12 protein-coding genes are annotated in these 14,019 nt (G+C 59.6%); 10 read left to right on the forward strand and 2 right to left on the reverse strand.

Annotated features, from left to right (window positions below):
• Positions 1-18 precede the first annotated feature (18 nt).
• A complete protein-coding gene (locus tag ACEWPJ_RS13120; protein ID WP_416513550.1) occupies positions 19-543 on the forward strand; it encodes a sigma-70 family RNA polymerase sigma factor in 525 nt (174 codons plus the stop codon).
• On the forward strand, positions 536-1,171 hold the full coding sequence (locus ACEWPJ_RS13125; protein ID WP_416513551.1) for a ChrR family anti-sigma-E factor: 636 nt from the start codon (positions 536-538) through the stop codon (positions 1,169-1,171). The genes ACEWPJ_RS13120 and ACEWPJ_RS13125 overlap by 8 nt, the downstream gene beginning before the upstream one ends.
• A 32-nt stretch (positions 1,172-1,203) precedes the next feature.
• Here ACEWPJ_RS13125 and ACEWPJ_RS13130 read toward each other — a convergent pair whose 3' ends face one another.
• Positions 1,204-2,574: an aspartate aminotransferase family protein gene (locus ACEWPJ_RS13130; RefSeq protein ID WP_416513552.1), complete on the reverse strand. Its 1,371-nt coding sequence runs from the start codon at positions 2,572-2,574 to the stop codon at positions 1,204-1,206.
• A 175-nt stretch (positions 2,575-2,749) separates the two neighbouring features.
• On the opposite strand from ACEWPJ_RS13130, the gene ACEWPJ_RS13135 reads away from it, so the two are divergent.
• From ACEWPJ_RS13135 to ACEWPJ_RS13145, 3 genes are all read left to right on the forward strand, one after another.
• A complete protein-coding gene (locus ACEWPJ_RS13135) occupies positions 2,750-3,934 on the forward strand; it encodes a M24 family metallopeptidase (RefSeq protein WP_416513553.1) in 1,185 nt (394 codons plus the stop codon).
• 1 nt (position 3,935) lies between these two features.
• Entirely contained in the window at positions 3,936-5,093 is a 1,158-nt protein-coding gene (gene argE, locus ACEWPJ_RS13140) for an acetylornithine deacetylase (protein WP_416513554.1), read from the forward strand.
• 154 nt (positions 5,094-5,247) lie between these two features.
• Positions 5,248-6,114, forward strand: a complete 867-nt coding sequence (locus ACEWPJ_RS13145) for a bifunctional allantoicase/(S)-ureidoglycine aminohydrolase (protein WP_416513555.1) — start codon at positions 5,248-5,250, stop codon at positions 6,112-6,114.
• A 1-nt stretch (position 6,115) separates the two neighbouring features.
• On the opposite strand, the gene bhcR is transcribed toward ACEWPJ_RS13145, so the two are convergent.
• Positions 6,116-6,931, reverse strand: coding sequence for an HTH-type transcriptional regulator BhcR (gene bhcR, locus ACEWPJ_RS13150; RefSeq protein ID WP_416513556.1), 816 nt, complete (start codon positions 6,929-6,931; stop codon positions 6,116-6,118).
• 197 nt (positions 6,932-7,128) lie between these two features.
• Between bhcR and bhcA the strand changes: the two genes are divergently transcribed.
• The 5 genes from bhcA to ACEWPJ_RS13175 all read left to right on the forward strand — a co-directional run bounded on the left by bhcA (position 7,129) and on the right by ACEWPJ_RS13175 (position 13,902).
• Positions 7,129-8,319 carry an L-aspartate--glyoxylate aminotransferase BhcA gene (gene bhcA / locus ACEWPJ_RS13155; RefSeq protein ID WP_416513557.1) on the forward strand — a complete coding sequence of 397 codons (1,191 nt, stop codon included), beginning with the start codon at positions 7,129-7,131 and terminating at the stop codon, positions 8,317-8,319.
• On the forward strand, positions 8,319-9,284 hold the full coding sequence (bhcB, locus tag ACEWPJ_RS13160) for a beta-hydroxyaspartate dehydratase BhcB (RefSeq protein ID WP_416513558.1): 966 nt from the start codon (positions 8,319-8,321) through the stop codon (positions 9,282-9,284). Before bhcA ends, bhcB begins: the two co-directional genes overlap by 1 nt.
• Before the next feature lie 13 nt (positions 9,285-9,297).
• Positions 9,298-10,461 carry a 3-hydroxy-D-aspartate aldolase BhcC gene (gene bhcC / locus ACEWPJ_RS13165; RefSeq protein ID WP_416513559.1) on the forward strand — a complete coding sequence of 388 codons (1,164 nt, stop codon included), beginning with the start codon at positions 9,298-9,300 and terminating at the stop codon, positions 10,459-10,461.
• Between the two features lie 69 nt (positions 10,462-10,530).
• Positions 10,531-11,496 (forward strand): iminosuccinate reductase BhcD, encoded by a 966-nt coding sequence (gene bhcD / locus ACEWPJ_RS13170; protein WP_416513560.1) that lies wholly within the window; start codon positions 10,531-10,533, stop codon positions 11,494-11,496.
• Positions 11,497-11,622: 126 nt separating this feature from the next.
• On the forward strand, positions 11,623-13,902 hold the full coding sequence (locus ACEWPJ_RS13175; protein ID WP_416513561.1) for an NADP-dependent malic enzyme: 2,280 nt from the start codon (positions 11,623-11,625) through the stop codon (positions 13,900-13,902).
• The last annotated feature ends 117 nt before the right edge of the window (positions 13,903-14,019 follow it).

Raw genomic sequence — 14,019 nt, forward strand, 5'->3', positions numbered from 1 at the left:
TCAGAGCAGACAGTCTGGATGCTGGCGGTACGTGACCAGCGCGACAAAGCTGCATTCGCACGGCTGTTCGACCACTACGCGCCGCGGCTGAAAGGGATGGCGATGCGCGGTGGGGCGCGGCCTGATTTGGCGGAGGAGATTGTGCAAGACGCCTTTCTTTCCGTGTGGCGCAAGGCCGCGTCTTTCGACCCGCACCGCGCGCAGGTGTCGTCGTGGATCTATCAGATCGCGCGCAACCGTCAGATTGACATCGCGCGAAAAGAAAGCCGCCCGGTGCCCGAGGAGTTGGCGATCGACCCGAATGAACAAGACGATGCGGGGCAGATCGTCGCCCTTGAACAAGAAGCCCAGCGCCTGCGTAGCGCACTTCAATCGTTGCCCGACAAGCAGCGAGAGATGGTTGAAAAGGCCTATTTGGGCGAGTTGACCCATCAAGAGATCAAATCCGTCACCGGGGTGCCGCTGGGAACGATCAAAAGCAGAATACGTTTGGGGCTGACCCGGCTAAGGCACGAATTGAAAGAGATACGAAGCCATGACTGACATCAAACATCACATCCCCGACCCGTTGATCGCGGCCTATGTGTCGGGGTCGCTGCAACAGCCCTATGCGGTTGTTCTGGCGACGCATATATCACTGTGCGCCGAATGTCGTGCGCGTTATGAGGCTCATCTGGCGATGGGCGGCGCGGTTCTGGACACCCTCCCGTCAGAGGTGGTTTCGCCAACCGCAAAATCCCGGCTGATGGCTGAGATTGACCGACCCGAACGCCCGATCAAGGTGCCGCAGGGGTTTGACATATACCCAAGCCCACTTGCCAAGGTGCTGAACGGCAAGCCTCCCAAATGGCGGTCCGTGGGCCTTGGCGCGAAACAGTCGATCCTGAGCAGCGGGCGGGGTGGCAACTTGCGGCTGCTTTATATCCCTGCCGGTCAGGCGGTCCCGGATCACGGGCACCGGGGCATGGAACTAACGCTGGTTCTGCAAGGCAGCTTTAGCGATGAGGATGGCTCGTTCGGCGTTGGTGATCTGGAGGTCGCAGATCAGGAGGTCGAGCACACCCCCGTCGCAGGGCGCGAAGGGCCGTGCATCTGCCTCGCCGCGACCGACGCGCCGTTGAGGTTCAACAGCCTGATGCCACGGATGTTGCAGCCGTTCCTGAAAATCTGATCGGTGTGGCGTGCCGGATCGCCGCCGCACCTTTATCCCAGCACCGACGCGACGGCTTTGGCCGTTTTCTGCGCGACCTCTTCCGCCTCGGGTTTGGTCAGGCAGAAAGGCGGGGCAAACCCAAGGATGTCACCTTGCGGCATCGCCCGGCCGATTACGCCTTCCGACAGCAACGCGGCTGCGACCTGCGGGCCGATCTTTTCGGACGCGTCGAAAAACGCGCGGCTTTCGCGATCCTTCACGAACTCGACGGCGCATAGCATCCCGTCGCCCCGGATATCACCGACATGCGGGTGGTCGCCCAGCGCGTCCTTCATCGCAGCGTTCAGATGCGCACCGACCTCGCCCGCGTTCTGGACGAGGTTCAGATCGTCGATCAGCTTCAGGTTTGCGATCCCTGCCGCCGCGCCGATTGGGTGGGCCGAGTATGTCCAGCCATGGCCGATGGGTCCGTTTTCATCTGTCCCCTGCTCCAGCACCTTCCACATCTTGTCACCTACGATTGACCCGGAAAGCGGTGCGTAGGCAGACGTCAAACCCTTCGCAATGGTGATCAGATCCGGCTTGATGCTGTAGTGATCCGATCCGAACATCGTGCCAAGGCGACCGAAACCCGTCACAACCTCATCAGCGACAAGCAGGATGTCATGTTTTTTCAGGACCGCCTGAACCGCCTCCCAATATCCAGCGGGCGGCGGCACGATGCCCCCTGTGCCCAGCACCGGTTCGCCGATGAAGGCCGCGATTGTGTCCGCCCCTTCGCGATCAATGAGCGCTTCCAGCTCCGCGACCAAATGGCCGGTGAACTGTTCCTCTGACATATCAGCGTCAGGCCGACGGAAGTAATATGGCGCGTCGGTGTGAATGACTTGGGCGAGCGGCAGGTCGAATTTCTTGTGAAATAGCTCCAACCCGGTCAAAGAACCCGTCACCAGACCAGACCCGTGATACCCGCGCCAGCGGCTGATGATCTTCTTCTTTTCCGGTCGGCCAAGGATGTTGTTGTAATACCAGATCAGCTTGACGTTCGTTTCATTCGCATCGGACCCGCCAAGGCCGAAATAGACTTTCGACATCCCCTCTGGCGCGCGATCAAGGATCATCTTTGACAGCTTGATCGACGCTTCCGTTCCGTGACCGACATAGGAATGGTAGTAGGCGAGTTCTTTCGCTTGCGCCGCGATGGCGTCTGCGATCTCTTCCCGGCCATAGCCGACATTCACGCAATAAAGCCCAGCGAACGCGTCGAGCAATCGGTTCCCGTCGCGATCCTCGATATGGCAACCGGACCCACCGGTCACGATCCGGGTCGGGCTTTCGCCACGGGCATGTTGCGCAAGATGGGTCGAGGGATGAAAGAAATTCTCGCGGTCCCATTGGTCGAGTTGATCGTTCTTCAGCATCGCGTGCTCCCCTTCCCTTCGTGTTGCATATCGCAGGCATAGGACGAATCGGGCGGGGCTTCCATCCCCACCCTTTTGTCCCGACGCCAATTTTCGTTTGACCTGTGATTGCATTGTCCGCCAGTGTCCATCCGTTGAACGCCACCGGCGTCGATCTGCGTGAGGAGGATCAGGATTGAGCGCGTCAAACACACCCTTCAGCCCCGCCGAATACGACCGGCGTATCGCAAAGACCCGCGCTGCGATGAACCGCACGGGAATCGATGTTCTGATCGCCACCGACCCGTCGAACCAAGCGTGGCTGACGGGCTATGACGGCTGGTCGTTCTACGTGCATCAGGCAGTTATCCTGCCGCTTGAGGGCACGCCGTTTTGGTGGGGGAGAATGCAGGATTCAAACGGTGCGGTGCGGACCGTGGACGTCGATCGCGTTGGCGTTGCGGCCTACCCGGATCACTACGTGCAGTCGACCGAATTTCACCCGATGGAACATCTTGCCACGCTGCTGAAAGACCGGGGATGGGAACGTGCAAATATCGGCGTTGAGATGGACAACTACTATTTCTCCGCCAAGGCACACACGACATTGGTCGAACACTTGCCGGCGGCGACCTTCAGGGACGCGACCGCGCTCGTGAATTGGGAACGGACAGTGAAATCGGAGGAAGAGTTGGCCTTCATGCGGAAGGCCGCGGCGATCTCAGAGAAAATCTCAACCCTCGCGATTGAACGCGCCGCGCCCGGTATCCGCAAGAATGACCTCGCCGCGGAAATTTACGCCGAGGCGATCCGGGGCGTCGGCGAAGATTGGGGCGACTACCCCGCCATCGTGCCCCTGATGCCTAGCGGCACGGATGCCGCCGCGCCGCACCTGACGTGGAACGGAGACGTCATGAAGGCGGGCGAAGCGACGTTCTTTGAACTGTCGGGTTGTTACCGGCGCTATCATTGCCCACTGTCGCGTAGCGTCTTTCTTGGCACGCCACCCGACTACCTGAAACGGGCTGAGGCCGCGCTGATCGAAGGGCTGGAGGCTGGCCTTGACGCCGCCCGCGCGGGCAACCGGGCCTGCGACATCGCAAACGCACTTGGCGCGTCGATGGACAAGGCGGGGATCGAACGGGGCGCGCGTTGCGGCTATCCCATCGGCCTTAGCTACCCACCCGATTGGGGGGAACGGACGATTTCGCTGCGCCCGAACGACGAAAGCGTTTTGCAAGCCGGGATGACGTTCCATTTCATGCCGGGTCTGTGGATGGACAATTGGGGCATGGAAATCACCGAAAGCATCCTGATCCGCGACTCCGGCCCGGCCGAAACCTTTTGCAACGTGCCCCGAAAACTGTTTGTGAAACCCTGATATGACTGACCTCGAGCACACGAAGCGCATCCTGAACGACCTGATCTCGTTCCCCACGATTTCTTCCGACAGCAATCTGGCGATGATCGACTATCTCTCCGCCCGACTGACCGAGGCCGGTGCGCGGGTCGAGGTTTTTGGCGACCCATCTGGCACCAAGGCCAACCTGTTCGCAACCATCGGCCCGGACGTGGATGGCGGCATCGTGCTGTCGGGACATACGGACGTGGTGCCGGTGGCCGATCAGGATTGGACAAGCGATCCATTCGAAATGGTGGAGCGGGACCAACTGCTGTTCGGGCGCGGCACCTGTGACATGAAGGGGTTTATCGCCGCGGCCGTCGCAATGGCGCCAACCTTCGCCGAAGCCGCCGGAAGCCGCCCGATCCACTTCGCCTTCACCCATGATGAGGAAGTCGGCTGCATCGGCGCGCAAGCGCTTGTCGAAGAACTGCGCAAGCGCGATATCCGACCCGGCGTCACGATTATTGGTGAGCCGACCAGCATGAGGATTATCGAAGGCCACAAGGGTTGCTGCGAATACACAACGCATTTCACCGGGCTGGAGGGGCATGGAGCAAACCCTGACCTTGGCGTCAACGCGGTTGAATACGCGACCCGCTATGTCAGCCGCTTGCTTGAACTTCGGGAGGCGCTGAAGGCCCGCACTCCGCCCGGCAGCCGGTTTGTGCCGCCTTGGACCTCAATCAATGTCGGCAGCGTGATCGGCGGCGTGGCCCATAACGTGATCGCCGGGAAAGCCGAAGTGGAATGGGACATGCGCCCGGTTCAGAAGTCCGACGCGGCCTTCGTCCACGATGACCTGAACGCCTATTGTAACGATGTCCTTCTGCCCGCGATGCGGGCGGTCCATCCAGGCTCTTCCATCACCACCGAAGCCCTAGGCGATGTTGCAGGTTTAGAACCTGTTGACGACAATGAGGCGTTTGAAATCGTGTCGGCCTTGACCGGATCGAACCAAGCGGATGTTGTGCCGTTCGGCACCGAGGCCGGGATTTTTCAGGCGATGGGTATGTCCGTCGTGGTCTGTGGTCCGGGGTCGATTGAACAGGCCCACAAACCGGATGAGTTCATCGCGCTCGACCAGCTTGAGCAATGTCTGGAAATGCTGCGACGGCTTGCACATCGTCTGGATTGACGGCAAATCCAAGGGAAAAGCGAAGAGCATCTGCCGATTTTCAAATTTTTCAAGGCATTGCTTCATGCTGTAGATGCCCTGAAAAGCATTGGAAAATACGGCGCAGAGCGGTTTGATAGCAGTATCCCAGTGCTCCAATTCGGAAGGCCGTGTTATGACGAACAGTTACTACGCCCCTGAAGGCGGGCTACCGCCGCAAACCCAGTTGTTGACCGACAGGGCCGTATTCACGGACGCCTACGCCGTCATTCCGAAGGGCACGTTCAGCGACATCGTCACAAGCTTTCTGCCGTTCTGGGACAAGACCCGCCTTTGGGTTCTGTCGCGCCCTCTTTCCGGGTTTGCGGAAACGTTTTCCCAATACATCATGGAAGTTCAGCCCGGCGGCGGCAGCAATCGCCCCGAACTCGATCCGGGGGCCGAGGGTGTGCTGTTCGTCGTCGAGGGCGCATTCACCTTGGAGGTTGAGGGCCAAAGCTACGACATGGCACCCGGCGGATACGCCTATATCCCGCCATCGTCGAACTGGTCGCTGCAAAACACATCGGACGCCGTGACCCGATTCCACTGGATCAGGAAATCCTACGAGGCTGTCGATGGCCTGCCCCTGCCCGACGTGATTGTAACAAACGAAGCCGACGTGCCGCCGACACCGATGCCTGACACAAATGGCGTCTGGGCGACCACGCGGTTTGTCGACCCCGAAGACTTGCGCCACGATATGCACGTCACGGTCGTGACGTTCCAGCCGGGCGGCGTCATTCCGTTTGCCGAAACCCATGTGATGGAGCACGGGCTTTACGTTCTAGAAGGCAAAGCGGTCTATCGGCTTAATCAGGATTGGGTCGAGGTTGAAGCAGGCGATTACATGTGGCTTCGCGCATTCTGCCCGCAGGCGTGCTATGCGGGTGGGCCGGGGCCGTTCCGCTATCTGCTCTACAAGGATGTGAACCGCCACATGAAGCTGAGCGGTGCGCAATCAGCGGGCGCGCTTTCATCGCATAGGAAAGCGGCGGAGTAGTTTACGCCACCGGTGCGCCGAGGCTGCGGGACAATGCGTGCGCAGCCTCGCACACCTTCGCGCTGACCTCGTCGATATTGCCTTCGCTCATCCGATTGGTCGGGCCGGAGACTGAGATTCCGGCGACTGCCTCTCCGTGAATGTCGATGACCGGGGCTGCGATGCACCGCATACCCGCCGTGCGTTCTTCGTCGTCGTGCGAATACCCGGCGTCGCGTATCCGGCCAAGTTCCGCCCGCAGCGCGGCTTCGTCGGTGATCGTGTTTTCGGTGAACCGCTCCAGCGGATGGTTCCGCAGATAAGACGCAAGGCGACGGTCGGAATACCGGCTTAGCAATGCCTTCCCGATGCCGGATGCGTGCATTTCCGACAGCGTTCCGGGCGGGAAGAATGCCCGGATGGTTTCGGGGGTCTCGACTTGGCTGACAAAAACCACCATCCCCGACTTTTCGACTCCAAGGTTCGCGGTTTCGCCGGTTTCTTCCATCAATGCCCGCATCACGGGTCGGCTGCGTTCCACAACATTCATCCGCCGCAGAAAGGCGGAGCCAAGCCGGAACGCCGCCGCACCGATATGCCAGGTCTGGGCCGTCGGGTCGATTTCCACGACATCGCGCGCCTCAAGCGTGACTAGAACCCGGTAAAGCGTCGATGGTGACTGATCGAGTTGCGTCGCCAGCTCCGACAGCGCCAGCCCACCGCTTGATGCGAGCGTGTCGAGCACATCGAGCGCCCGGTCCAGCGATTGAATCGTGGTTTGACCACCCTGCGCCGTCGTTCCACGGGGTCGGCCACGCAGGCGATTTGATGGGGGCATTTCGCTTACCTTCAGGTTCTTCAATCAGGTTTCTTAGGTTAATTACGAAAATAGATTTCACACAACGAAAAATTCAACCCACTGATTTTGAATATATAAATCATATTTTTTATCTAATGAAATTGTTTTTCAAAAAAATTGCACGGCAGTTTGGTTCCCGGTAAGTTGCCTGAGACATCCCAAAAGGAGGGCGCGACATGAGCTTTCAGAACCCAGTATTCATCCCCGGACCGACCAACATGCCGGAGGCCATTCGCCAAGCGTGTTACATGCCGACGATCGACCACCGTTCGCCGGTGTTCGGCAAGATCCTGCATCCGTGCCTTGAAGGCGTTCGCAAGGTTCTGAAATCCGACTCCGCGCACATCTTTATCTTTCCGTCGACCGGCACGGGCGGCTGGGAAACGGCGCTGACGAATACTCTGTCCGCTGGTGACAAGGTTCTTGCGGCGCGCAACGGCATGTTCAGCCACCGCTGGATCGACATGTGCCAGCGGCACGGGCTTGACGTTCAGGTTGTCGAAACACCGTGGGGCGAAGGCCTGCCCGCCGGCAAATACGAAGAAATCCTGAAGGCCGACGCCGATCACACGATCAAGGTCGTTCTTGCCACGCACAACGAAACGGCGACCGGCGTGAAATCCGATATCGCCGCGGTTCGGCGTGCGCTGGACGCGGCAGGCCACCCGGCGCTGCTGTTCGTTGATGGCGTAAGCTCCATCGGGTCGATGGATTTCCGGATGGACGAATGGGGCGTCGATGTTGCCGTCACTGGATCGCAAAAGGGCTTTATGCTGCCCGCAGGTCTCGCCATCGTCGGTTTCAGCGAAAAAGCGATGAAAGCGACAGAGTCTTCGGACCTGCCCCGCACATTCTTTGACATCAACGATATGGCGAAAGGCTATGCCAACAACGCGTTCCCCTACACACCGCCGGTTGGGCTGATGAACGGGTTGAAACTGTCGCTCGACATGATCCTTGACGAAGGCTTGGAGAACGTCTTTGCCCGCCACCACCGAATTGCCGAAGGCGTGCGCCACGCTGTATCGGCTTGGGGGCTTGAGCTTTGCGCCGTATCGCCGGACGTTTATTCCGACTCCGTCTCGGCGATCCGCACGCCCGAAGGGTTCAACGCGACTGACATCGTGAGCCGTGCCGCCGATAAATATGGTATGGCGTTCGGTGTGGGCTTGGGCGAAGTTGCGGGCAAGGTGTTCCGCATCGGTCACCTCGGCAGCTTGACCGACGCGATGATGCTGTCCGGTCTTGGTGTTGCGGAAATGGTGATGGTCGATCTTGGGCTTGATATCAAGCTCGGTTCTGGTGTTGCGGCGGCGCAGGAATACTACCGCCACGTGTCCGCAGCCGCCAAAACCGCCGCCGCATGATGAAGGATGGCGAAATGTATATCCCGACACTTGATGACATGCTTGCCGCGCATGAGCGGATCAAACCGTATATCCGCAAGACACCTGTTCGGACCTCGGATTATCTGAACGAACTGACCGGGGCGGAGCTGTTCTTCAAATGCGAAAACTTCCAGGAACCGGGCGCCTTTAAGGTGCGCGGTGCCTCCAACGCGGTGTTTGGGCTGGATGACGAACAGGCGAAAACGGGCGTGGCCACCCATTCATCGGGCAATCATGCCTCGTGCCTAAGCTACGCGGCGATGAAGCGGGGGATTCCTTGTAACGTGGTTATGCCGCGCACCGCGCCACAGGCCAAGAAAGACACCGTGCGCCGCTATGGTGGCAAGATCACCGAGTGTGAGCCGTCCACCAGTTCGCGGGAAGAAACCTTTGCCAAGGTGCAAGCGGAAACCGGCGGCGATTTTGTCCACCCCTACAACGACCCGCGCGTGATCGCAGGGCAAGGCACCTGTTCGAAAGAACTGATTGAGCAGGTCGACGGACTGGATTTCGTGGTCGCACCAATCGGCGGCGGCGGTATGATCTCGGGCACTTGCCTGACGCTGTCGAACCTCGCGCCGGAAACCAAGATCATCGCGGCTGAACCGGAACAGGCCGACGACGCCTATCGCAGCTTCAAGGCCGGGCATATCATCGCAGATGATGCGCCCAAGACCATCGCCGATGGGCTGCTGGTGCCGCTGAAGGATCTGACGTGGCACTTCGTGTCAAACCATGTGTCCGACATCTACACCGCGTCGGACCCCGAGATTATCGACGCGATGAAGCTGATCTGGAAACACCTTCGCGTGGTTATGGAGCCGTCCTCGGCGGTGCCGCTGGCCACCATTCTGAAAAATCCCGACACGTTTAAAGGCAAGCGTGTGGGCATCATCATCACCGGCGGCAATGTCGATCTCGACAAGCTGCCTTGGTATCAATGAGGGAGACAAGACCATGAACGCCCCAACAAATTTCGACAACCTTGAAGTCGGCTATGACGTGCCCGCGCTGCCGGGTATGGACGAAGCCGACATTCAAACCCCCTGCCTGATCCTCGACCTCGACGCGCTTGAGCGTAACGTGAAGAAGATGGGCGATTACGCCAAGGCCCACGGGATGCGTCACCGGTCACACGGCAAGATGCACAAATCCGTGGACGTGCAAAAGTTGCAGGAAGAACTTGGCGGCGCGGTTGGCGTCTGCTGTCAGAAAGTCAGCGAGGCCGAAGTTTTCGTGCGCGGCGGCATCAAGGATGTGCTGGTGTCGAACCAGGTGCGCGATCCGGCGAAGATCGACCGTCTGGCGAAGCTGCCCAAGCTCGGGTCGAAAATCATCGTGTGTGTCGATGATGTTGAAAACGTCGCGGACCTGTCCGCCGCGGCCCAGAAACATGGGACCGAGCTTGAATGCTTCATCGAAATCGACTGCGGCGCGGGCCGGTGCGGAGTGACGACAACCGAAGCGGTTGTTGAAATCGCCAAGGCGATTGACGCGGCGGACGGGCTGAAATTCTCCGGCATCCAAGCCTATCAGGGCGCGATGCAGCACATGGACAGCTACGAGGACCGCGAGGCCAAGCTGAACGCCGCAATTGCGCAGGTTAAGGATGCTGTGGACGGCCTGAAAGCCGAAGGGTTGGAACCGGAACTGGTTTCGGGTGGCGGCACGGGCAGCTACTATTTCGAAAGCAACTCTGGCGTTTATAACGAACTTCAGTGCGGGTCGTATGCGTTTATGGACGCCGACTATGGCCGCATCCTCGACAAAGACGGCAACCGGATTGACCAGGGCGAATGGGAAAACGCGCTGTTCATCCTGACCAGCGTGATGAGCCACGCAAAGGCCGACAAGGCCATCGTCGATGCTGGCCTGAAAGCGCAGTCGGTCGATAGCGGCCTGCCCTTCATCTACGGCCGCGACGATGTGGAATACATCAAGTGCTCGGACGAACACGGCGTTGTGGCTGACCCTGACGGAGTTCTCAAGGTCAACGACAAGCTGCGCCTTGTGCCGGGTCACTGCGATCCGACCTGCAACGTCCACGACTGGTATGTGGGCGTTCGCAACGGAAAGGTCGAAAAGCTCTGGCCTGTGTCAGCCCGCGGCAAAGCCTACTAATTCAAACCCGAACTTGGCGGGGTCGGGTGCGTCCTGACCCCGTTTCTTTTGGCAAATGAAAGATCACCGATGATTATCGTTCCCGAAAAAGAAATCTCTGGCCTGATGACGCGCAAAGACAGCTTTGACGCGATTAAAAAGGTCTTTGCCTCAATGTCAAAGCGGACGGCCTATAACTTCCCCGTCATCCGCGAAGCAATTGGCCACGCCGATGCGCTTTACGGCTTTAAGTCGGGCTTTGATCGGGCCGCGCTGAACCTTGGGCTGAAATCCGGTGGCTATTGGCCCGGAAACGCAGACAAGGGGCTGACCAATCACCAATCGACGATTTTTCTGTTCGATGCGGACACCGGCAAGGTCCGCGCCGTCGTGGGCGGCAACCTTCTGACAGCGCTGCGCACCGCGTCTGCTGCCGCTGTTTCCGTCGCGCATCTTGCCCGGCAGGACAGCAAAGTTCTGGGAATCGTCGGCGCGGGCCATCAGGCCACGTTCCAGCTTGAAGCGGTTGCAGAGCAGCGCGATTTCGAACGTGTCGTCGCGTGGAACCGCACACCCGAAAAACTGGCGTCATTGGAAGAGACCGCGAAAAAGCTCGGCCTGCCTTTCGAAAGCGTCAGCCTTGATGAACTGGGCACGCAGGCGGACGTGATCGTCACGATCACATCGTCGTTCGATGCGATCCTGAATGACACCCAGGTCAAACCCGGCACGCATATCGCCTGCATGGGCACAGACACCAAGGGCAAGCAGGAAGTCGACGCAGCGCTTGTCGCGCGCGCCACCGTTTTCACCGATGAGATCGCGCAATCGATCACCATCGGCGAATGCCAGCACGCCATCACGGACGGATCGCTGGCCGAAGCGGACATCGCGGAGCTTGGCGCGGTCATCAACGGCGACCACGCAGGCCGCAGCGCGGACGATGAGGTGACGTTGTTCGACGGCACGGGCGTTGGGTTGCAGGATCTGGCGGTTGCGTCCTCGGTCGTTGACCTTGCAATCGAAAAAGGCGTGGCGCTTAACGTCGATTTTTGAGGATCAGCGTCAAGCGTGATGCAATCCCAGAAAAAAGCTGACATTCTAAGCGGTTTTGACGCAGAGTGGACACCCGCTCTGCGTTTTATACTGCGGATGATAAATATCTACTGAAAGGGACATTTTATGCCGGATGATGGCCAGAAACCAACAAACGCCCGCCAAGAGGCCCTGCACTATCATGAGTTTCCGAAACCCGGAAAACTCGAAATCCGGGCCACGAAGCCGATGGCGACCGGCCGCGACCTGTCCCGCGCCTATAGCCCCGGCGTGGCGGATGCCTGTTTGGAAATCGAAAAGACCGCCGCCGACGCGACGCGCTATACCGCCAAGGGCAATCTGGTCGCGGTGATTTCAAACGGCACGGCTGTTCTGGGGCTGGGCGATATCGGCGCACTCGCCTCAAAACCCGTGATGGAAGGCAAGGCGGTTCTGTTCAAAAAATTCGCCGGCATCGATTGCTTTGACATCGAAGTGAACGAACCCGACCCCGAAAAACTGGCAGAGCTTGTGATCAAGCTTGAACCGACCTTCGGCGCGGTCAATCTGGAAGATATCAAGGCCCCCGACTGTTTCCTTGTCGAACGCCTGTGTCGCGAAAAAATGAACATCCCGGTGTTTCACGACGATCAGCACGGCACCGCAATCGTGGCCGCCGCTGCGGCGTCAAACGCGCTGCGCGTGGCCGATAAGAAGATCGAAGATATCAAGGTCGTGGCCCTCGGAGCAGGTGCGGCGGGGATTGCCTGCCTGAAAATGCTGATGGTGATGGGCGTAAAGCGTGAAAACATCACGATGCTCGACAGCAAGGGCGTGGTGCACACCGCCCGCAACAACCTCACACCGGAAAAGGCCGAATTCGCCCGCGACACCGAAATGCGGACGACGGACGACGCGATGGAGGGTGCCGATCTGTTCCTTGGTGTCTCCGGCCCCGGCCTTTTGACGCGCGAGATGGTTGAGAAGATGGCAAAAGATCCGATCATCTTTGCGCTTGCCAACCCGACCCCCGAGATTATGCCGGAGGAGGCCCGCGCCGCCGCCCCCGGTGCCCTGATCGCGACCGGGCGGTCGGACTATCCGAACCAAGTGAACAACGTGCTGTGTTTCCCGTTCATCTTCCGCGGCGCGCTTGATGTCGGGGCCACGGAAATCAACGACGAAATGAAGCTCGCCTGTGTCGAGGCGATTGCAGGCCTCGCGCGGGAAACGACATCCGCGGAGGTCGGCGTCGCCTACCAGGGCGAACGCCTGTCCTTCGGCCCGGACTACCTGATCCCGAAGCCGTTCGATCCGCGCCTTTTGCCCACCATCGCGGTGGCCGTGGCCGAAGCTGCGATGAAATCCGGCGTCGCAACGAAAGAGATTGATCTCAAAGCCTACCGCGCCCGCTTGCAGGCGCAGGTGTTCCGCTCGTCCCTCATCATGCGCCCGGTGTTCGAAGCGGCCCGCACCGCGCAGCGCCGCATCGTGTTTGCCGAGGGGGAAAACGAAAACGTGCTCCGCGCCGCGCAGGCCATGACAGAGGAAACCGTGGACACCCCCGTTTTGATTGGCCGTCCCGAGGTTGTCGAAACACGGATCGAACGGGCCGGGCTGAAAATCCGCCCCGGCAAAGATTTTGAACTGGTGAACCCCGAAAGCGACGACCGGTTCCGCGATTACTGGAACGAATATTACGGGATCATGCGTCGCCGCGGCGTGACGCCAGACACCGCGAAGGCCGTGATGCGCACGAACAACACGGCGATTGCGGCGATTGCCGTTGAACGGGGCGATGCGGATAGCGTGATTTGCGGGACCGTCGGTGAATATCGCTGGCATCTGAATTACGTCACGCAGGTTCTCGCGAACAAGGATTTGCATCCGGTCGGGGCGCTGTCGCTGATCATCCTCGATCAGGGGGCGCTGTTTGTCGCGGACACTCACGTTCACATCCAGCCAACGGGCGAGGAGCTTGCCGAAACGGTGATCGCTGCCGCCCGCCACGTCCGCCGCTTCGGGGTCGATCCCAAGGTCGCGCTGTGTTCGGGGTCGCAGTTCGGCAACCTCGACAGCCCGTCCGGGCGCGCAATGCGCGGTGCGTTGGATGTTCTGGATCAACAAACCCTCGATTTCGAATATGAGGGTGAGATGCACACTGACGCCGCACTTGACCCGAACCTGCGCGAGCGGCTGTTCCCCGGCGGGCGTCTGACGGGCAAGGCGAATGTTCTGGTGTACTCAAACACCGACGCCGCTGGCGCGACGCGTAACATATTGAAATCCGTGGCAAACGGTCTGGAAGTCGGACCAATCTTAATGGGGATGGGCAACCGCGCCCACATCGTGACGCCATCGATCACGGTGCGCGGTTTGCTGAACATCGCCGCACTCGCTGGGACGGCTGTGTCGAGCTACGGCTAAGCCGACAGAAAAAGGGGCGCCAAATCGGCGCCCCTTTTGATTCACTTCCTTTTCTTCGGTGGGATTAGGTCTGTTATTGTTCCTTCGAACATTTCTGCTGCGAAGTTTACGGTTTCA

Source organism: Aliiroseovarius sp. YM-037 (assembly GCF_048060095.1).
GTDB lineage: Bacteria > Pseudomonadota > Alphaproteobacteria > Rhodobacterales > Rhodobacteraceae > JBLUOA01.